The 20,235-nt window shown below is 59.7% G+C and carries 14 protein-coding genes; 8 read left to right on the top strand and 6 right to left on the bottom strand.

Translation table 11 applies throughout. The features are described from left to right. The first annotated feature begins 15 nt into the window (after positions 1–15). The gene (gene nagZ / locus CABTHER_RS07575; protein ID WP_014100027.1) at positions 16–1,122 is read left to right on the top strand and encodes a beta-N-acetylhexosaminidase; all 1,107 of its coding nucleotides are present in this window, start codon (positions 16–18) and stop codon (positions 1,120–1,122) included. Between the two features lie 15 nt (positions 1,123–1,137). Beyond that, the gene (gene lptC, locus CABTHER_RS07570; RefSeq protein WP_014100026.1) at positions 1,138–3,366 is read left to right on the top strand and encodes an LPS export ABC transporter periplasmic protein LptC; all 2,229 of its coding nucleotides are present in this window, start codon (positions 1,138–1,140) and stop codon (positions 3,364–3,366) included. Positions 3,367–3,370: 4 nt separating this feature from the next. On the opposite strand, the gene CABTHER_RS07565 is transcribed toward lptC, so the two are convergent. From CABTHER_RS07565 to CABTHER_RS07555, 3 genes are read right to left on the bottom strand one after another with little or no spacing between them, the layout of a single operon-like run. Beyond that, positions 3,371–4,414 carry an asparaginase gene (locus tag CABTHER_RS07565; RefSeq protein WP_014100025.1) on the bottom strand — a complete coding sequence of 348 codons (1,044 nt, stop codon included), beginning with the start codon at positions 4,412–4,414 and terminating at the stop codon, positions 3,371–3,373. Between the two features lie 6 nt (positions 4,415–4,420). Then, on the bottom strand, positions 4,421–5,833 hold the full coding sequence (rimO, locus tag CABTHER_RS07560; protein WP_041569149.1) for a 30S ribosomal protein S12 methylthiotransferase RimO: 1,413 nt from the start codon (positions 5,831–5,833) through the stop codon (positions 4,421–4,423). Positions 5,834–5,889: 56 nt separating this feature from the next. Further along, positions 5,890–7,716, bottom strand: coding sequence for a hypothetical protein (locus CABTHER_RS07555; protein WP_148263980.1), 1,827 nt, complete (start codon positions 7,714–7,716; stop codon positions 5,890–5,892). A 482-nt stretch (positions 7,717–8,198) separates the two neighbouring features. Between CABTHER_RS07555 and pilM the strand changes: the two genes are divergently transcribed. From pilM to CABTHER_RS07520, 6 genes are all read left to right on the top strand, one after another. Beyond that, on the top strand, positions 8,199–9,278 hold the full coding sequence (gene pilM, locus CABTHER_RS07550) for a type IV pilus assembly protein PilM (RefSeq protein ID WP_014100022.1): 1,080 nt from the start codon (positions 8,199–8,201) through the stop codon (positions 9,276–9,278). A 129-nt stretch (positions 9,279–9,407) separates the two neighbouring features. After that, the gene (locus tag CABTHER_RS07545; RefSeq protein WP_041569148.1) at positions 9,408–10,073 is read left to right on the top strand and encodes a PilN domain-containing protein; all 666 of its coding nucleotides are present in this window, start codon (positions 9,408–9,410) and stop codon (positions 10,071–10,073) included. 15 nt (positions 10,074–10,088) lie between these two features. Further along, the gene (locus CABTHER_RS07540; protein WP_081464784.1) at positions 10,089–10,658 is read left to right on the top strand and encodes a type IV pilus inner membrane component PilO; all 570 of its coding nucleotides are present in this window, start codon (positions 10,089–10,091) and stop codon (positions 10,656–10,658) included. 1,633 nt (positions 10,659–12,291) lie between these two features. Continuing rightward, on the top strand, positions 12,292–14,331 hold the full coding sequence (gene pilQ, locus CABTHER_RS07530) for a type IV pilus secretin family protein (RefSeq protein WP_187288354.1): 2,040 nt from the start codon (positions 12,292–12,294) through the stop codon (positions 14,329–14,331). Next, entirely contained in the window at positions 14,328–14,699 is a 372-nt protein-coding gene (locus tag CABTHER_RS07525) for a roadblock/LC7 domain-containing protein (RefSeq protein ID WP_014100017.1), read from the top strand. The genes pilQ and CABTHER_RS07525 overlap by 4 nt, the downstream gene beginning before the upstream one ends. Before the next feature lie 92 nt (positions 14,700–14,791). Continuing rightward, a complete protein-coding gene (locus CABTHER_RS07520; protein ID WP_014100016.1) occupies positions 14,792–16,237 on the top strand; it encodes an aldo/keto reductase in 1,446 nt (481 codons plus the stop codon). 19 nt (positions 16,238–16,256) lie between these two features. On the opposite strand, the gene CABTHER_RS07515 is transcribed toward CABTHER_RS07520, so the two are convergent. The 3 genes from CABTHER_RS07515 to CABTHER_RS07505 form a co-directional block, all read right to left on the bottom strand. Beyond that, on the bottom strand, positions 16,257–17,504 hold the full coding sequence (locus CABTHER_RS07515) for a glutathionylspermidine synthase family protein (RefSeq protein WP_014100015.1): 1,248 nt from the start codon (positions 17,502–17,504) through the stop codon (positions 16,257–16,259). Positions 17,505–17,554: 50 nt separating this feature from the next. Further along, entirely contained in the window at positions 17,555–19,120 is a 1,566-nt protein-coding gene (locus CABTHER_RS07510) for a nitrogenase component 1 (protein WP_014100014.1), read from the bottom strand. Between the two features lie 157 nt (positions 19,121–19,277). Beyond that, on the bottom strand, positions 19,278–20,225 hold the full coding sequence (locus tag CABTHER_RS07505) for a zinc-binding dehydrogenase (protein WP_014100013.1): 948 nt from the start codon (positions 20,223–20,225) through the stop codon (positions 19,278–19,280). Positions 20,226–20,235 lie beyond the last annotated feature (10 nt).

Genomic DNA, 20,235 nt, shown 5'->3' with positions numbered 1-20,235 from the left:
CCATTCCAAGGACGCATGTTTTCGCTGGAACAAAAAGTCGGGCAGTTGTTGTTCATCGGCTTGCCTGGCCCAACCCTGGATGTTGAAGCACAGCAGCTTATCAAGTCCATCCAGCCGGGTGGTGTCATTCTCTTTGCCCGAAATCTGGAGTCCCCGCAGCAAACGGCCGAACTGACGGCCGACATCCGCCGCTTCAGTCGGGTGATGCCGCTTATTGCGATTGACCAGGAAGGCGGACGGGTGGACCGTCTCCGCCACCTGGCCGGGCCGATGCCCTCCGCAAAGCAGATTTCACTTGCGGATGACGCCAAATTGGCCTTTGAACTGGGAGTGGTGACAGCGGATTTGCTCCGGCTGTTGGGCTTCAACATCAACTTTGCCCCGGTACTCGACATCGAGTTCCCACACGACCAACCCAACGGACTCGAAGAGCGTTGCTGGGGTGGGCAGGCCATGACGGTCATCCGCTTTGCCGGGACCTATCTCGAAGGTTTGCAGAACCACGGCATTCTGGGATGTGGCAAACACTTTCCGGGTCTGGGCGACACAGCCGTGGATTCCCACCATGCCCTGCCCACCGTCAACCGTTCGGAAAAGCAGCTTCTGGCAGAAGACCTGCGGGTTTACGCCGACCTGTTCAGCACGCTCTACACCCGTGTTCCGGCGGTGATGACCGCTCATGCCAGTTATCCGGCCTTTGACGGGCACAGTGGGATTCCGGCCTCGCTGTCCCGTAACGTCGTGACGGACCTGCTCCGCAAGCGCATGGAGTTTTCCGGCATTGCCATCTGTGATGATCTGGAAATGGGCGCCATCCAGAAAACCGTTGAGTTTCCAGAAGCTGCCGTCCGTGCCGTTGAAGCTGGTAATGACATGTTGCTTATCTGTAGCCGTCCTGACCTGATGCAGGAAGCCCAGACGGCGCTCGTGCGTGCTGTGGAGACCGGGCGGATTCCCCGGTCGCGGCTGGAGGTCTCAATTGACCGGATTGCCAAAGTCAAAGCCATGGTCATGGCTCCCTATCCCTACAGCGCCGAGGCGTTCCGCCGGGTAACAGAGCGGTTGGCCGCCCTTCACCGGGCAGTGATGGAGTCAGCCGCGCCGCAGGAAACCCTGTCCTGAAGAGAAAATCGGCCCATGGCGTTGGGTGCACAACGGTGGCTTCGATTCCTGGCGCTGACCGGCGTGCTGGTGACGACGGCCTATCTCGTGTCCTATTTCGTGACCCAGCGTGCGCCCTCCAAGCCGCCAAATGTGGCGCGCCGCGACCTCGCCCCGGACATCGAAGTGGTTTCCAATGACTTCCAGTACCTTCACAAGGAAGGCGACATCACCCGGCTTGTCCTCCAGGCCAAGCGGGATACAGCTTTTGTGAACGGGCGGCACAAACTCGAAGGCGTTGAGTTGCAGACATTTGACGCCCAAGGACAGCCTACGGGCAAGCTGACGGCCGAAACCTGTGACTATGATCCAACGGCGCGGACTTCGGATTTCAGGGGCAACGTCGTGCTGACGACGACCCAGGGACTGACCGTTAAAACCGAGTCCATCCGCTATGACCGCGAGGCTGAAGCGGCCACCACGTCCGACCCGGTGCAGTTCGTCCGCGGGCGTGTGAGCGGAGAAGCCAGGGGGGCGCAGTTCGATGGCAAGGCCGACCGGCTGGTGTTGGAAAAGGACGTGCGCACGACCGTTACCCCTGAAAAGCCAACCCAGCCTACGACCGTCATCACTGCCGGCCGGGCTGAATATCTGGCCCGCGAAAAACGCCTCGTGCTTGGCCAGGGGGCTCGGGTGACACAACGCGGGGATGCCCTTGCGGCGCAAACCCTGATCGCTCAACTCGATGACGCCCAGCGCCTCCGCCGGGTCGAAGCCCAGACGGCAGCCACCTTGCAGAGTGCAGAAAAAGGTTTTGTTCTGACGGCCTCGGTGCTGACCTTCGACTTCGATCCCTTGGGGGGACTGACGCAGGCCGTCGGTACGGGGCAACCTGTCCTCCGGCAGCAAACCGAGACTGAACACCGCGAAGTGACCGGCGAGCGTCTGGAAGCTTCCTTTACCCGTGGCGCAAACGCCAGTGAGATCACACGGGCGCAGGCAACCGGCAACGCGCACCTGCACATTGAGCCGGTCAGTACCACGGCTGGCCGGACGCCGGAGCGGAAAAACCTTCAATCCGACACGCTGCGCGTGACTTTTGCGCCGGGGGGACAGGTCATGCAGAGCGCCGAGGCGGATGGGGCTGCCGTCCTGACCGTAGCGCCACTGGCACCGACGCCGCGCAGCGAAAGCAAAATCCTCCGCGCACCACGTCTCACGGCAGACTTTTACCCCGACGGAAAAGTGCAGACCTGTACAGCCACCGGCGGCGTCGAGATGCGGGCCGAGCCGGCGCTGGACAACTCACTGCGGATTCCCCGCCGGACGACGAGTGATCGGGCGGAAGCCACGTTTGATGCAGCGCAGGGCGAGCTGGTCCGTATTGTGCAAACCGGCCAGGTGGCTTTCGAGGAAGGTCCACGCCAGGCGCGGGCCGAGCAGGCCACATTTCTTCGGGCGCAGGAAGTCGTCGAGTTGCGCGGTCGTGAAAAGCGTCCGGTCGTATGGGACGAGACCTTGCGGGCAGAGGCCCGGGAACTCGACCTGTCAACGGCGGCACGCTCCCATGTGGCGCGCGGCGACGTGCGTACGACGTACTACGAAGCCCGCCAGACCGGCAACACCGGGATGTTTGGGCAGCCAATGGCACCTGTTTTCATCACGGCGCAGGAAGCGCAGGTCGAACCACAGCGGGCCGTCTTCACCGGCGAAGCGCGCTGTTGGCAGGGAGACAGCTTCGTACGTGGCGACCGGTTGGAACTGTTCAAGGCTGACCGCCGCCTGACGGCAACCGGGCACGTCTCCACGGCCTTTTACCGCCTGGCCCGTCCTGCCTCACCAAAAGCTGCATCCACTCCCGAAGATGCCCCGGTGTTTGGTACGGCGCAGACCTTTACCTACAGCGATGTGGAGCGGCGGGCGCGCTACACCGGAGATGTCAGGTTGACGCAGAGCGACACGACGCTGACAGCCGGGGAAGTCGAAATCGAGCTGGCTGCGCGTGAGAACCGGCTGGAGCGCCTGACGGCCACCAACCAGGTGGTCATTGTCCAGCCTGGCCGCCGGGTGACGGGCGATCTCGCCCGCTACACAGCGGCCGACGACCGCTACGTGGTGGTTGGCAATCTCGCCCGGGTCGAGGATGTCGAACGCGGGGTATCCATAGCGCCGGAGATTTCCTTCATTAAATCGGAAGGTATCGTCCGGGCTTCAGGCGGCGCGAAAGGTCAGCGCATCCGCACGACCTACCAGCCCAAGCCATAGGTTTCTACGGGGCGGCTTGAGTGAGCTGAAACACGGCGCGCAGTTCACCGGCCGGTTGCTGGCGGTGGGTCAGAATGGGCTGGCTGTACTTTTCCATGAGCGCCGCGTACGGTTCAGCGCCGAGCAGTCCCAGTTGCCGGAGTGCCTCCAGCACGACCGTGTTGCGGGCGCGGAAGCTGTCACCATCCTCAATCTTGACCGCCAGCCCAAGTGCATCGGGAAAGCGATCGCTTGCCGGGACGGCAACAGCGTGGACACCTTCCGCGCCGACCTTCGAGAGCAGGTGCCCCGGTACGGCGCGCATCAGGTCCGTGTCAATGCGCTCGGTTCCGCCGATGAGTTCGGGATGCGCCAGCATGGCCGTCGCCATCCGCCGGCTTTCCTCCGGGTAAGGGGAATGGGCAAAGAGCCGGGCATAACCAACGGCCAGGTTCTGGAGTGGCACGGCCCAGGTCGGCACCGTGCAGCCATCCAGGCCGCGGGGCATGGCTTCCACTGCCACGTTACACATCGTGGCGATGGTGTTGGCAATTTCAGTCTGAAGCGGGTGTGTCGGAGCATCGTAATCCGCGGTCGCAAAACCGGCTGCGAGACAGCCAGCCAGCATGCCGGCGTGTTTGCCGGAACAGTTGTTGTGCAATGCTGTGATGGTGGCTCCGGCAAGGCGGCGGGCCGCGGCGCGATTGAACGGCGGATGCGTGCCGCACCGGAGCACGTCTGCCGTAAGTCCCAGTCGGCTGAGCAATCCGGCAACGACGGCCGTATGTTCCGGCTCGCCATTGTGTGAAGCGGCCATGATGGCCAGTTCGCGCGTGGTGAGAGCAAAGCGTTCGGCGGCGCCGGTGCGGAGTACGGCCATGGCCTGAAAAGGCTTGGCTGCCGAGCGCAGGAAACAGAGCCAGTTCGGATCGCCTACGGCGTCCACCATCTGTCCGGTGGCAGTCGCGGCCACAATGGCACCCCGGTGACGCGACTCCACGGCTGAGCCGCGCCAGACTTCGACAAGAACCGGTGCGTCCTGGTTTGGCGGTGAAGGATGTGCTGGCATGAAGTTTCAAGCCCGGTGGTTGGGGACGATGCGCCCCACGAGGTCGTAGGTATGGGTGGCTGTAATCTCCACGTGGACGAGGTCGCCCGGTTGTGGCGGCGCGAAGCCTTCCGGCGCGTCGGTAATGAGCACCCGCCCGTCAATGCCCGGCGCCTGGGTGGCTATCCGGCCCTGCCAGATCAGGTCGCTGTCGTCAGAAGGCCCTTCAAACAACACTTCGACGACACGGCGTTTGAACTGCCTGAGACGCTGTTTGGAAAGCCGCGCCTGCAACCGCATCAGCTTTGCCCGGCGGGCTTCGGCCGTGCGGGAGGGCACTTTGTCCGGCAGGTCAAAAGCCGGTGTGCCTTCCTCGTCGGAGTAGGTAAAGACGCCGACCCAGTCGAAAGCCTGGGCCGCGCAGAAATCAAGCAGCACCTCGAAATCCGCCTGAGTTTCGCCGGGGTAGCCAACGATGAAGGTCGTCCGCAGGGCAACCCCCGGCACCCGCTCACGGATGCGCGCAATGAGTTTTTCCATAAACGACCGTGAACCGGGCCGGCGCATGGCGTGCAGCATCCGGGTCGCCGCATGCTGGAGCGGCATGTCAATGTAGGGGCAGAGCTTTGGTTCGCTGGCCAATACATCGAGCAGCGCGTCGCTGATGCGGGTGGGATAGGCGTAGAGAAACCGTATCCAGGTGATGCCCTGTACTTGCGCCAGGGCGCGCAGCAGGTCGGCCAGTCCCTGTTTCAGCCCCAGGTCTTCCCCGTAGCTTGTCGTATCCTGTCCGATGAGGATGATTTCCCGGACACCTTCTTCTGCCAGGCGTTCGACTTCGGCGAGAATCGAGCCGATGCGCCGGCTGCGCAAATGGCCGCGCATCTGCGGAATGGAGCAAAACGCGCAGGGATGGTCACAGCCCTCGGCAATCTTGACGTAGGCATAGTGCCGGGGGGTGGTCCGTTGGCGCGGGGTGGTCTCGCTGTAGAGATAATCGGCGTCCGGCCGCGTACGCTCGCGCTGGGGGACGCCGCCTCGTGGACGAAGCACGACCGGCCGGGGCGTGACGGTGGCCGCAGGCGTACGGAGCAGATGTGGCAGTTGCTCCAGTTCATTCGTGCCGATGAAGGCATCCACTTCCGGGAGTTCTGCCGGCAATTGCTGGCGGTAACGCTCGACCAGACATCCGGCCACGATGAGTCGCCGTCCTGGCCGTTCGGCCTTGAGCGCCGCCATCTCCAGGATGGTGTCTATGGATTCCTGTTTAGCCGCTTCAATGAAGCCGCAGGTGTTGACGACGATGACATCGGCGCTACCGGCATCGTCAGTGATGGCATAGCCGCTTTGTGCGGCCAGGCCGAGCATGACTTCGCTATCAACCAGATTTTTGGGACAGCCCAGGCTGACCATACCAAGGCTTGGTTTGGGAGCTGTCATGATGTCAGGTGCGCCTTTCCGTTGACCGGGATGGATGTCAAAGCCTGTAGCTTACGTCACTGGCTGTCGAACAGCGAAGTCAAATACGCAAGATTTCCGAGCGGCGAGCGCATTTCACCAAAGCAGCCATCCTCCCGAAGCTGAAGGTAGCCGGTGGCTGGCGGCTGGCGTTCGATGGCGCGCCGGATGGCCCGTTCACCCAACCTGGAAGGTGTGGCCTCGCCAGCGCGGGTCAGGGCGATGAGCGCCAGCGTGGCGCGTTCGAGGTCTTCCCGGGGCTGGTTGACGCGGCGCAGGAAGGCGTCAGGTGTCCCGTGCCATGTGGAACGGGCGGGTTGCGGTGGCGCACCGGCCATGGCCTGGGGGAGCGTCTGTTCAAGAACGCTGCGCTCGCCGAGAAACAACCAGTCATCCAGAAAGCATGCCGCCCGTCCGTCCCGGTGCGTTGACGCAGCCAGCAGGATACCGGTTGTACCCAGACTCAGGTTGGTGATGTTGGCACCATCCGCGCGCAGGTAACGGTCCAGCGTCGGCAGGAGACGGGTGCGGTCGCGGACTGGCACGCCCAAAATCAGAGCGGTTGGAGTTCTGCGGCCGGGGTCAATCACCAGCCACTGCTCGCCAAGGAAGTCATCGAGGGCTTCCCGGGGGCGAATCCCATAGCGTTCGCGCAGTCCAACCACCAGCTCCCGGCTCAGAAACGCCACCGGAGCCGGGCTGTGGGCCGCAAGAGCGAGCTGTACCTGATCAAGTGCCGTGAGTGGTTGTGCCAGTCCGATAGCTGTCAGTCCACCGGTCGGCGGCAGGAATCGCTCCACGTGGGGCGTGGCCAGCGCCGGACGCAGGTGTGGCCGAAGGGCGGCGACGATATTCGGGTGCAGTGCCAGATGGTAACGCTCCACGACCTGTCCCGCCTGAACGTCGAGGCTGTACCCCAGTCCGTTGGAAAGTCCGGTCAGCAGGGCCGTCAGCAGCGATTGTTCCTGACCGTTGGCCGAGATAGTGCCACCAGCGCCGGGGAGTCCCTGCCTGAGCCGAAGCGCGGCTTCCAGCCCTGACGGATTGATGAACGCAAAAAGCCAGGACGATTGACCTTGCACCGTTTGACGGGCGTCTTCAAAGGCGGGAACTCCGGCAAGGGGCGGGCGGCGGCCGTCGGCGACATCGAGACAGGCCCGCAGGGCGGCTTCGTGATTGGCCAGAAAGAGCAGGTCGCGGCGCGTAGCCACCCAGAGTGCCGCTTCAGGACGTGCTGGCGAGCGAAAGCACAGTACCTGACTGCCAGCATCAGCGTGTTCGGAAGGTTGCAGGTCAGGGCCAAGCAGCTTGCGCGCCACGAGGGGGAGCCGCTCCCGCGCGAGGCTGGTGAGTTCTGCTGCAGACAGCCCGGTGGCGAGGCACAGTGTTAGTTGGGGGGTCACATCCAACGTGGCGCCATCCGCAGACGGCGGGGCCGCGGGCTTGCCCGGGTTCGAGCCGGGCATGTTTGACGGGGCCGCCACAGGGGGGGGCGTGACTTCGGCGGTGATGCCCGTCACGATCAGTCCCCAGCGGGCGCGGGCCAGCAGACGTGCTTCGGCCGGGCCAATGTCGAACCACTCGATGAGCCGGCCCCCGTGTAGGACATCCTCGAACTGTCCGGGAGCGCCAATAGCCGATTTGAGGTCTTTCCAGAGCGACAGGTCTTCAAAGCGACGCAGTCCGTCCGGCAGCGAACCGGCTTCGATGAAGACCAGTGCCTCCCGTGGGCTGTAGCGGGCCAGATTGGGCGACACTGGTCGTGGCCGCAGCCACAGCGTCCAGAGCAGCATCCCAACCAGCGCCAGCCCAAGCGCAAGCCATCCACTGTGGCGTGTGAGGTAGGGTCCTGTTCTTGCACTCACGCCCGCGACTCTAGTGCGTTTCGGGCGTGGGTGCAATGAACCGCCTGGGCACGGCGCGGGGGAGGCCGGCCGGGGCCCGTCACCAATTGGTTGAAAGTGCAGCACCTTGTATTGTCTTCACGTACACCTTTCTCAAAAAGAGGTTGACGTGCCGGGAGCGTGGTGATAACCATACGGTACGCAAAAGAACAGGGCAGTTGTCGTCACAGGGCGTACTCTCATTGGCTCCAGGGTCATATTGCTTGCACTGCGTGGCGTGCTCTTTCACTAGAGCCAGGTTAACGTTTTCTTTACGAATGACGAGTGCGTGGAATGCATGGCGCGATAGTGCGAGGAGATTCATTCAGCCTCGGTTGGGCTTCGTGCCCAATCCGTTGGCAGGCGTTCTGGCCTCTGGTTGCTGACATGCAGGTTTCTGTTTTTACCCAGGCTTGCTCTGTACATACCCCACTCCTGTGAGAAATGGAGGCAGTAGCTTCGCTATGGGCCTGCTGGGTTTCGGTAGTGCCAAGACCACGGTTGGTATTGACATTGGCTCCAGTGCCATCAAAGTGGTGGAACTCCAACCGGTCAAAAACGGTACTTATAAGCTTCTGAACATTGGTCATGCCAATCTTGTTCCCGACGCTATTGTGGATGGCCATATCATTGACCTGAATCACGTCAGCGATGCTATCGGCCGCCTTCTTGGTGAGCACAAAATCAAAACCAAAGATGTCCATACATCAGTTTCAGGGCACTCAGTTATTATCAAGAAGATTGAAGTTGCTTACATGACCGATGATGAGCTGGCTGAACGGATTCAGTGGGAAGCCGACCAGCACATCCCATTTGACATTACGGATGTCAACTTGGATTACTCTGTCGTCGGCCGCGATCCGGCGAGTGGTGTCATGCAGGTTCTTCTGGTGGCCTGTAAGCGTGACAAGATTGCCCAGTACACAACCGTCATTTCCCAGGCGGGGAGAAATCCAGTCGTTATTGACGTGGATGCTTTTGCCCTGCAAAACGCCTACGAAGTCAACTACCAACCAATGCCGACAGCGACTGTGGCATTGCTCGACATAGGTGCAGCTGTGACGAGCATCAATATCGTCCGCGGATCGAACTCAGTCTTCACCCGTGATATTTCGGCTGGTGGTAACCAATATACCGACCTGCTGCAAAAAGAGCTGGGACTAACCTTTGAGCAGGCCGAAGCCCTGAAACGGGGGGTTCCAACAGACAATGGTTTGCAGCCGAGCGATGCGCAGTCACTGATTGATTCGGTGACGGACATCCTCGCCATGGAAGTTCAGAAAACAATGGATTTCTGGCGTGCCACGAGTTCGTCGGATGTGGCCCCCATAGACCGCGTGCTGGTTGCTGGAGGGAGTTCAAAAATATCTGGCTTGACTTCTGCCTTTTCGGAACGATTTGGAATTCCGGTTGAGCGGTTCAATGCATTCAATCCTTCCCGGATCAAGGTGGATTCGGGGAAATTTGATGAAGAGTATATTCGTGAAATGTCACCCACGATGGCTGTGGCTGTTGGGTTGGCTGCGCGCCAGCCTGGACAGTAAAGGTATGGCCGGCTTCCATAGAAAGTGTGGGAGCATTTGCCTTCTCTGGTTGGATTCGTACCTTGTGACGCAATTGCATATAGAAAGGGAGTCAGTTGGTCGTTTACTGCTGACTGACGGACATTGAACATGCCGAAAATCAATCTTGCCACAAGTGCAGTCAGTGAGCCGACACCTACCATTGCTCCGGCTACAACCCGAAGTCTTGCGATAATTCCTCTGGTGCTTGTTGGGCTCCTCTTGGTGATTGTCATTGCTGGTCTTGACTGGTATCTCTGCAATGCCAAAGCTCGCGAGGCCAAAGCACATCTGGATCAGGCCAAAAAACAAAAAGCCGAACTGGAGCAGGTCAAGAAAGAGCGGGATGAATACGAGAAAAAGAAGAAATTACTGGAAGCACGTTTGGAGATCATCAGAAAACTCGATGCTGAGCGACGAGGCCCGGTTGGGATGATGTCCCAAATCAATGCACGTATTCCCGAAGGTGTTCGATTGGAGCGGATCGAAATGCGGGGCAGCAAAATCACCATTGAAGGAGTGGTGGATCGGTCTGAAAGAGATCGCGAAAAGAAAAACCGGGACGTTGTTATTGAGTTCGCGCAACAGCTTGAACTTCGCTCAAACGGTCTCTTTACTAATGTCAACCCAACCTTCCAGGAGACAGGGCAGGTCCTTCCAGATGTCACTGAGCAGCAATCGCTGAAATTCACCATTGTCTGTGACTACAATCCACCCCAACCAGCAGCTCCATCAGGTTCAGCCCAATCTGCCCAAGCGGCGCAGACTGTAAAGTAGCAGGGAGTTCATGTCATGACTTTTTTATTACAAGTTGTTGTTACCCTCGTAGTGGTTATTGTGGCAGTCTTTGCTTTTGACATCTCGGTATGTAGCGACCTGCGAACCCAGGCTGAGCGCGATGAGAAGGAAGCACAAAAGCTTGATAGTGAAGTGCGCGAGCTGGAAAACGTCCGTGTGCAGCTCAGCGAATACAAGAAAAAAACTGAAGAATACATGCGTGACTTGCAGGCATATCGCGCGAACATCCCTGAAGAGGTGCGCCTGTCTGAAACCTTGGCCCAGTTACAGCGAATTGCGCAGGGACGTTCTGCCATCGTCCGCGAATTTCGTCCTGGTCCCGTTCGGAAGCAGAGCTTTTATTACGAAAAGCCTGTCAGTGTCAAAGCTGGTACGACCTACGATCAGATTGGTCAACTCTTTGCCGATATTGCTGCCCTCCCACGCATCGTCCGGGTTTCGGATGTCGAAATCCGTCAGGCCAGCCCCCAGACCCCCAGACTGACCATTGAAGTGAGTTATGAAATCACGATGTTCTTCGCTTCTGAGAAGGACATCCTGAGTCTTGATGATGAGTCAAGGTAAGATGAGTCAAGGTAATGAGAGCTGCTATTCCGGTTTGCTGCGGATGCGCGCTGCGGATGCGCTAAGACTGGCTGAACCAGATAGGTTTTTGTGGGTTTTGGGGCTAGTTCAGTCGAATATTTCTTGAGGAAAACCCTCTGAGGAAAGCCCTATGGGTATTCACACTGTTTGTTGCACGTGCCGCAGAGCAGCCATCAGTAGCCTGGTTTGCTTGGTGCTGCCAGGTTTTGTAGGACTGACGCTTGGTCAGTCACCTTCGTCTGCTGCTCAAAAGGCAGCCGGTGGTGTGTCAGTGTCATCTGCTGTGTCATCCACAGGCGCAGGGAGTCAGGATGGGAAATCCTCTGGCCCGCCGGCAAGTACTATATCCCCAAGTTATACCGGGACCGGACGTGATCCATTCAAAGACAGTAGCAAGATTCGGGATCCATACCGCCCGCCAGTAACAGACCTTCCCTATCCTGACTTTCCCACACGGGAAGCCAAATGGCGTGAAATTCGTGACCGCCGTTTGGAACAGGGACAGCCCCCACCGGCTGAATCGGAAAAGTACCTGGTGGAAGAATTGCAGGTTATCGGAATTTACTCGACGGAACGTGGGCTTGGAGCCTTACTCAAGGATCAGAAGTTGAACACGACCCTGTTTGTGCGTGAAGGCTCAAAGTTCTGGAATGGCTCAGTCATCAACATCCAGCGTGTGCCACGGTCATTTGGCGTCGGTGATACGCAAGTCTTAGGGCGGGTCACTTGCTCAGAGATCATTGTGCGGAGCAATGGGCAGCTTGTCACCAAGCAGCGTTTTCTTGATTACGCTCCCAGATCCACAACGGGAACGCCGTAATCCCGGCCTCCAGAAAGAAGACGATGCGTTAGGACGACGCCTTGTTCGCTGGATTTGTTGGTTGGATCAGTCAATGGTCAGGCAGGTTCGAGGAGTGCCAGAGACCAAAGCGTGGTATGTACTGCGGTTTCTGCAAGTCGGAGCCTGCAGGTATTTGTTCAGGTTGAGATTCCAAAAGATGGACCTTTTGATTGGAGGAGAGTTATGAAATCCCTGCCAAAACGCTCCTGCGCTGGTGCAGCACTATTTCTGCTCTGTGGATTTGGGTGGTGTGGCGCTGTGCCCCTCCGGGCCTCGGAAGCGGCAGTGGAGACCGTTGTCGTCTCCACGCTTGATGTGCGTTCTGATGCATCGCGTGTGACGTGCGTGCAGCTACAGAGCACGGCCCGTCTGGATTACAACGTATCGAAGCCAGAACCACACTTGGTTTCCATTGAGCTACACGGTGCCGACGTATCGGCGTTGCAGCCTGAATATCGCGCGGAGCAAGGGCTGGTTGCGTCCGTGGTTGTCAGGTCGGGCCTTGTCGGACAGGCTACTGCCCGCTTGGACATTACTTTGCGCGAAGACTGCCACGTGCGTTCCTATCTACGAAACGATGCCAAAACCCTGGTCATTGAGTTTGAGCCGCTGAGCTTAGCAAGGGCTGGTGAACCTTCGGCATCTGGTGCTGTGCCAGCATCCCCGGTACAGCCAGTCGTTTTCAGCAGGACTGGCGCAGCCCGGACAGCCAAGGCTGCCAGCGCCAAATCAACGCTCCTCCAGTCGGTGACCTTGTCGGAAGCCGGGCCGATGACGATTGCTGAGTTGGGACTGACCGCCAAAGCCAAGTACAACCACTTCCTGCTTCAGAATCCACCGCGCTTGGTCGTGGACCTTTTTGATGCCGTAGCTGCGGTTGAAAAACGTGTACTGGCTGGTCAGGACAAGATGGTGACCCGGGTGCGGGTGGGAGAACCGGATGGGCGTACCACTCGCGTGGTTTTCGACTTGAAGCAGACCGTGGCCTACACGGTTTCTGAGTCCGAAACCGGACTGGTTGTGCAGTTTGGCGACCGTCCGGCAACGATGCCCCGGACGGTCGCCAATCCAGTTGCAACGGCGGCTTCGGCCTCGGCTACAGTACCAAGTGGCACACCAGAGGTATCCACTACTCCGGCTGCCAGTGACACACCAGCCACCGAAACGCCGGCCGCTGCTGAATTGCCTGTGACGCCGGCCCGCCAAGCCAGTGTGAAACCAGAGCCAGCCGCGCTGACCGTCCCGCCGTCCCGCAGTGCACCTCCGGCAGCGGCGCCAGCAGCCAAAGACAAAACTGCTTCGGCTGCGGTTTCCAGCGCCCCTGCTAATGCGCCAGCACCCTCTGCCGGGCGTACCCCACAGGGCAGCCGTGGGGCCCAGTTTGGCGACCCTTCCTACCAGGGCGAACCGGTGAGTCTGGACATTACAAATGTCGATCTCTCGGACATTCTCCGGTTTATATCCGATAATTACGACGTGAATTTCGTCTTGGATAAATCCGTTGGTAAAGTGCCGGTCACACTCAAAGTCAACCAGGTTCCTTGGACGCAGGTTCTCGAATCGATCTTCCGCGCCAACGGACTGACTTACCGGCGTGAAGGTATGATCGTTCGGGTGGCTACGGTAGCTGCCATCACGGAAGAAGAGCAAAACCGGCGTAACCAGCGTCTCCAAGAAATTTACAGCGCACCAACGGTAACAGAATACTTCAAGCTGAAGTACGAGCGTGTTGACCAAAATGCAGCCACGCAACAGGGAGGAGCGGCAGGCGGCGTTGGAGTTCAAAGCCCAAGTGGGCAACCCATAGGCGGGATGATCGGGGGAATCGGTTTCGTCGCTATTGTTCAGCAGTCACTTTCGCCGGCCGGGCGGATTTCCATCAATCCCCGGACGAACACGGTCATCATCACCGACATTCCTTCCTACCTTGAACAGGTACGCGATGTGATTGCGCGTCTCGACGTGCCAGAGCCGCAGGTTGAAATCGAAGCCCGGATCGTCTTTGCTTCGCGTAACTTTGCGCGTGAGCTTGGCGTTCAGCTCTTTGCTGCTGCGACAACCCGCCAAGGGCGAGCAGCCGCCTTCTCGACCTCAGCCAACACATTTCTCAACACCGGTGCAAGCGATGGCAGTACAACAGACCCCTCGCTGGCACCAGGGTTACTTATTGGGCCAGTGGCGGCATCGGGTATTTCCGGTGGTGGGTCTTCGGTTCTGGCACTGACTACCGGACCTATTGGTACTTCTCTGCTGGCCGCAACCCTGACAGCCAACGAGCAAAAGGGAATTGCAAAATCCATAGCGGCCCCGCGTGTCACGGTGCTCAATAACGCAGACGCGACTATTATTTCTGGAACCCAGATTCCCTTTGTTGCCACGGCTGGTATTGGTGTGGCGCAGCAGGTGACCTTTATTGATGCCAATGTTGGTATGAAGATTACCCCGCAGATTACAACCGAAGGCAACGTCCTGTTACGGGTGAGTGTGACGAATGATGCTCCAGGACAGGCCATCAACGGTCTTGCGAGCATCAGCCGTCGTGCTGCCACCACCCAGGTCCTCGTGCCCGATGGTGGCACGACCATCATTGGCGGGGTGCTCAATGATGTTGAAACTACGGACGTGTTTCGGACACCAGGCATTTCGAGCCTGCCGCTGCTGGGTGAACTCTTCAAGCGGCGTGCGGTGTCGCGTACGACTGGTGAGTTGCTGTTCTTCATCACACCCCGGATTGGACGTGGCGAGAACATCCTCTCAGGCGGTGAGCCACCCGCTTCACCCCAGCCGGCAACCAGCGGAGGGCAACCGTGACCTTTTCGGAACTGCTCCAGGGCATTCTGGCGCGGGTCGAGGGGAGTATCGGCATAGCCATCATGGGACTTGACGGACTGGCCATCGAACATGTGCAAGTCCCATCCAAAATGGATTTGGGGGAGCGGGTCGCGTTGATTGCCACCTCGCATGCCACGCTCCTCCGCAACACGATGCGCATGTCGTCCGACACCGGGGTTGGGGCACTCAATGAACTCACCCTGATGTCGGACAATTTTCTGCTCGTCGTGCGCCTCATTGGGCGCGAATACTTTCTCATCATTATTCTCAACCCTGGTGGAAATCTCGGACGCGCGCGTTTTGAGCTGCGTAAAGCCCACTTGCTCCTCGAAAAGGAGTTCGTCTAAAACGTCTGGCAGGTAGGGCGGGAGTTTTTTCGTGTCACCTGTTGCCTTTGCCTTGGCAAAGGCTTTTTTGTTGCCCAGAGGCTTGCGTTGGTATGTCCCACCGAATTGAAGGTTACGCCCAGCCGGCAGGTTTGACACCGCCACCTGGCTTCAAGCCACTCGGAACGACAGGACTGTGGTGCCATCCGCTGGGTTTTGGCTCCTATCGCGTGGAGGAAGACGAACCCTCCCATGAAGCCGCACTCCGGGCCTATCTGGAGCGCGGGGGGAATCTGATTGACACCAGTGCCAACTACACGGACGGCGGAGCCGAACGCACAATTGGACGTGTCCTGCGTGAGACCGACCGTTCGGCGGTGATTCTCGTGACCAAGGCCGGTTACATCCAGGGAGACAACATGCGTTTGGCCCAGAGCCGCAACTTTCCCGAAGTCGTCAGGTATGGCCCGGGACTGTGGCACTGCATCCACCCGGAATTTCTGGCCACCCAAATCGAGCGCAGCCGTGAACGCATGGGCGTTGTCACGCTCGACGTCCTGCTGCTGCACAATCCCGAATACTTCCTGATGGCCTGCGCCAAGCGTGGCATTACGGCGGCTGATCACGAAGCGTTCTACCGCCGGATTCGGGAAGCATTTGCTTTTCTCGAAACCCAAGTTGCGGCCGGCGTCATCCGCTTCTACGGCATTTCGTCGAATCACTTTCCTCTGTCGGCTGATGACCCGACACATGTCAGCCTCGCGCGCTGTCTGGCCCAGGCAGAGTCAGTGACACCCAACCATCACTTCAGAGTTGTCCAGTTTCCCCTCAATCTTCTCGAAACCGGAGCCGTCACGGAAATCAACAACGATGGCCTCACGCCCCTGGAATTTTGTGCTACCCACGGGCTGGGCACGCTCGCCAATCGCCCGCTCAATGCCTTTGCCCGGCAACGTCTGGTACGGCTGGCGGACTTTATCCCGCCCGGCAGTCAGGTGTCGCTGGATGACCTTTCCCAGCAGTTGTCGCCGCTTCGGGAGCACGAGGCGCTTCTGGCGGCTGATTTCGGACTCCCTCTGATGTTCGGGAAAGGGTTGGCTGACTGGCTGCTTCAGCTTGCGCCCCGCCTCGATTCACCACTCGTCTGGGAGCAGAATGCCTACCGGCTGGTCATCGCTCCGGTGCAGCAGTGGCTGGGACAGCTTGAGCTACCTTCCCGTCACAAAGCTGCTTTCCAAAGCTGGCGCGAGCGTTTCATCGGGCTGGCCAATGACGCGCTGGCTTCCGTCGCACATTTTGCTGCCGCCCAGGCCCAGCCGCAGTCGGATGAGATACGGCGGCGGCTCCGCGCGTCTGGCTATACGGATGACGGCCAAACGCTCAGCCAGATGGCCATCAATACCCTGCGCAGCCTGCCCAACCTGAGTTGTGTCCTTGTGGGGATGCGTCAGGAAGCCTATGTCACCGATGCGCTGGGTGTTCTCGATCTGCCCCCGGTGGATGGCGTGTCGATCCTGCGGCAATCGGCGACAATCCAGCTTCAGGTGGCTGCGCCGTGACACTTGATCACGGGAAGTTTTACAGGCAACCGGGGCCGATGAAGGTTGGCGCGGTGAGGGCATTGTATTCGGTGCTCGCCCTGGAAAGCCGCGTGAAGAACCCGGCGGCACTCCCCCCCAGCACAAACACCCCGTAGTTGGGGAGCCAGCCTTCAGCATCCGCTTGGACTTCAAAGAAACGTTGCACCACGAAGTGCTCCGGCAGCGCCAGCTCGACAGCCTTTTCCCATATCTCCGGTGTGACAAAGGCCCCACACACCGTTTCGGCACCCTCGCAGCCATAGTCACTCTTGAGCACCCACTGCTCACGCTCGTCAAGCAGGCGTTCATTGTCCATGCTTGTCAGGCGGTAGGTTTCAGGAATGAAACGCCGGATGAGGTCCTGGGCTTCGGACGGGAAGCGCGTCATTTCTTCCCAGAAAAAGGCCAGCGAAAGTTTGTTCTGGGTGACAACGGCTCCAAACGGATTGACCACCGTGACCTGGCCTTGCAGGTCGGCATCCAGCAGCGCCAGCAGTGGTTCGGTCAGCGGTTCGTCATCCGGGTAGCCTTCGGCATCGGCCCAAACCGGGAGCCGTTCACCCCACCAGTCGGTTTTGTAATGGCGCAAAACCAAATCCACTGGCTCTCCAAGCAGGGCCACACCGGTTGGCGTCCGGCGCAGGTTGTAGGGCGAGCCAACAATGACCTGAATGTTCTCCGCTTCAAGCCAGCGCGAAAAGGCCGTGATCATGCACAGGTCTTCGGTCAACTCGGTTGGATACACGATGCCCACCCGCGTCAGCGGCGCTTCCGTGCGCTTGGCGTGGCTTTCGCGCAGCATGGCAATGAAGCGGGCAGGAAACTGGGTGTTGGGATCGTCCAGTCCGGGATGCGCAGCCTGGCGAAGCCGGTTGAGCCAGACGGCTTCGGGCTGACCCGAAGGCGTATCGCTGTTGAGTTCGCAGCAGCGGATATGGCCATCCGTACACAGGAACAGATCGGCGCGCGCCATGCCGTGCCACAGCCCGCCGGAGGCGTACCACATCATCTGCTGAAAGGGCGTGAGGTGGTAAAACGCCGTCAGATGGCCCGGGGCGTCAAGCAGAATTTCAACCAGTGCCTGGTGCAGATACGTGACCGCTTCCGCCGCTTCGGCCAACCGCGCAGCCAGCTCCGGGGAGATAACCACACCCTGCAAACGGAAGCGTGGTTCGCCCCACAGCCACGGATCGGAGAGTACGCCCGTGGCATAGACGGCGCGCGCAAAGTCAGCGTAGTCATCCATTGTGGTTTCATCCCTGACGCAAGGTAGGCGTGGTGCGTCAGGATGATACCCTAGCGCGCAAAACGTCGGGCGACATCGTCAATGATGTCCGGCGTGACTTCCCGGATGCGGCGCTGGACGGCTTCCCGCTCGGCCTCAATGCGGAGCTTCTTGCTGGCCGAGATGCGCACAAAGAACGGAACTTTTTTCAGCACGATGTTCATCCGCTCCACGGCATCGGGATTCCAGACGATTTCGGCCTCCGGGATGGCTAGGGTCGTTTCCTGCGCCTGTTTCCGTTCAAGGCTTTCGACGGGCAGGTGACGGAACAGCAGCTCGAACAGGAAGTTGCTGATTTCCTGGGCGAGATACACCACCCCGGCATAGCCCATGAACGGTGTTCCGGTCGCGCGCCGCACAACGGGGCCCGGAAAGGAAGCCGGGATGTAGCCGGTCAGCAGTTCGAGTTCGCTGATGTAGATTTTTTCGTTGATGGAGCCAAACATCAGCATGGGCGGGTCGTCGAGCAGAGTCTGCCGGATGTCGCTGGCGCTGTAGGCCAGCGGCCCCGACTTGGCCTGCCGCGACGCCACCACCGTGGGACGCATGCCGAACTCATCCTGCAGGACGCGCCGCAGCCCCTGCGCATAGGTTTCGCCCGCCGCAACGCCAAAGCTTGACGTGCCGAAGAAGTCCTGGTGCGGACTGCGCCACAGGTCCCAGAAGGCTTTGAGCGTCGTCTGCTTTTCGCGCGCGATGAAGGCTTCAGCTTCCGACTGAAGCCCCAGCATCCGCCCCAGCTCACGCAGAAACGCCGTCGTATCATGGATACCAAACGGGGCGTAGAGATAGGGCTTCTGCATCCGGGTGGCCAGACTGGCTCCGAATTCCCGGTACATGACAATGCAGGCGTCGCACATATCCACCGTGGCCAAATCGGCAATGCGGGCGCGCAGCGGCAGGACACAACCCACTTCCGCGCCAATGCCGCGCACCAGCCGTTCGATTTCGGCCAGGTCTGAATAGCTGTTGAAGCAGCCATAGGTCGGGCCGATGATCGTGATCCGGGGTTTCGTCTGCTTGGTCGCGGACGCGCGCAGGTCCTCGGCATCGTAGCCGGATGACGCAAGCAGCCAGTCCCGGTGTTCGTAAAGATAGAGCAGGGCAGCATCCCGCCCCTGCCATTCGTCATCCTGAAGGGCCCGGCTGTCAAACTGTGCCACGGCATCGTCTGTGCTTGACCCGGATTCAAAGCCATCCGTGCTGATGAGTTCACTTTCCTGGGTCGTCAGCACGATGGTTGCCCGCCGCCGCTGGTTGAGCTTCGAGCGGCCGCTGAGGGTCGTCCGCAAAATGGGATTCGTGCCGTCCAGCGTGACTTCCCGTTCGGTGAAATCGGTCGAAATGACGTTTGGCAGGTTGGGAAGGGTGTCCGTGTAGTTGAGAATCGAAGTGATGGGCAGTGTGTAACATCCGACCGGGCCGTTGATGACGACCTGCAAATCCGGCAGACACCCAAAGGTGAACAGGGCACCCCAGAAGGCATTGCTGGTGTCCACATCCCGTTTGACGTTGAGCGTGAGTCCGGCACGCAGCGCCGTTTGGGCAAGGTTTTCGACTTCCTGTGACAATGGCATGGGTGAAACGCTCCCGGTCAGGTGAGAATGTAATGCACTGGTACCGCTGCGGACGCCTTCACGGCAGAGATGGGGCTGGGGAACGTCGCCCGGTGTGAGAAAAACATCCGAAAAACATTTCAGGGTGGACGCCGCCGCCTCCACCCCTGTCACCAACTTACCATGTGAGTGCGATTTTCAAACACTCCGGGTCACGCAACGCCACCGTATAGGCCCGGTTGGGATCGCGCGCCGGTAACTGGTGCGTGATGAGTTGATGCAGCGCCGCGTCGTGGTCGGCCAAAAACCGGAGGGTGGCCGCCAGGTCGGCCGCATCCCACTCGCCGGCAATGTCGAGCCGGATTTCCTTGATGAAAGCCGGGCCGAAGGCAAAGCGGATGTCCTCGTAAAAACCCAGCGAGCGCAGATGGCCGCGCTTTTTGAGGGCGCGCACGGCCGTGTCGAAACAACTCACATTGCCGGTCGCCTCGACGACGACATCGAAACTGTCCGACGGAATATCCATTTCCTGATGGACCACGATGAAGTGATCGGCTTCGCCCAGCCCGACGCGAAAGGGAATCGTATCGGCAATGGTCACTTCCGCGCCGTACTGGGTCAGCATGCGCGCCGCCAACTGCCCGACGATACCCTGCCCCAGTACCAGAATGGACGGACGGGTCCCGGGCGCAACCAGGTCCCGTATGCCGTGGTGCGCCGTGGCGCCCAGCGCGAGCAGCAGTGCCGTTTCATTCGAGATGCCAGCCGGAACTTTGATGGGACGTTTGGCATCGTTGACCGATTCCGAAACCTGACCGCCAAAAACCGAGAAAAACCCCTCGTAGCGAACCGTGCCGGGCAGGAACACGCGGTCGCCCACCTGAAACTGTGCCGGGTCAACGTCCGCACCGACTTCGATGACCTCACCTACGTTCTCATAGCCGGGAATGAGCGGATACCGAAGCTGGGGCATTCCGGGCAGCCGCCCTTCAAGGGTCATCCGCTCTGTGCCGGCGCTGATGGAGGTCAGCTTCGTGGCGACCCGCACCGAAGTCGGTGTCATCGGAGGCAGGGGAATGGATTGCAGCCCGATTTCGTGCGGGGCATAGAAAACGATGGCATCCATACACAAAAAA

Source organism: Chloracidobacterium thermophilum B, assembly GCF_000226295.1.
GTDB classification, from domain to species: Bacteria; Acidobacteriota; Blastocatellia; order Chloracidobacteriales; family Chloracidobacteriaceae; genus Chloracidobacterium; species Chloracidobacterium thermophilum.
The sequence above is the reverse complement of the archived record's forward strand: the minus strand, read 5'-3'. Positions and strand labels throughout refer to the sequence as shown.

Bases quoted from the DNA above. Each gene is read 5' to 3' on its own strand.
- nagZ (WP_014100027.1), top strand. From the start codon at position 16: ATGTTTTCGCTGGAACAAAAAGTCGGGCAGTTGTTGTTCATCGGCTTG.
- lptC (WP_014100026.1), top strand. From the start codon at position 1,138: ATGGCGTTGGGTGCACAACGGTGGCTTCGATTCCTGGCGCTGACCGGC.
- CABTHER_RS07565 (WP_014100025.1), bottom strand. From the start codon at position 4,414: ATGCCAGCACATCCTTCACCGCCAAACCAGGACGCACCGGTTCTTGTC.
- rimO (WP_041569149.1), bottom strand. From the start codon at position 5,833: ATGACAGCTCCCAAACCAAGCCTTGGTATGGTCAGCCTGGGCTGTCCC.
- pilM (WP_014100022.1), top strand. From the start codon at position 8,199: ATGGGCCTGCTGGGTTTCGGTAGTGCCAAGACCACGGTTGGTATTGAC.
- CABTHER_RS07545 (WP_041569148.1), top strand. From the start codon at position 9,408: ATGCCGAAAATCAATCTTGCCACAAGTGCAGTCAGTGAGCCGACACCT.
- CABTHER_RS07540 (WP_081464784.1), top strand. From the start codon at position 10,089: ATGACTTTTTTATTACAAGTTGTTGTTACCCTCGTAGTGGTTATTGTG.
- pilQ (WP_187288354.1), top strand. From the start codon at position 12,292: ATGACGATTGCTGAGTTGGGACTGACCGCCAAAGCCAAGTACAACCAC.
- CABTHER_RS07520 (WP_014100016.1), top strand. From the start codon at position 14,792: ATGTCCCACCGAATTGAAGGTTACGCCCAGCCGGCAGGTTTGACACCG.
- CABTHER_RS07515 (WP_014100015.1), bottom strand. From the start codon at position 17,504: ATGGATGACTACGCTGACTTTGCGCGCGCCGTCTATGCCACGGGCGTA.
- CABTHER_RS07510 (WP_014100014.1), bottom strand. From the start codon at position 19,120: ATGCCATTGTCACAGGAAGTCGAAAACCTTGCCCAAACGGCGCTGCGT.
- CABTHER_RS07505 (WP_014100013.1), bottom strand. From the start codon at position 20,225: ATGGATGCCATCGTTTTCTATGCCCCGCACGAAATCGGGCTGCAATCC.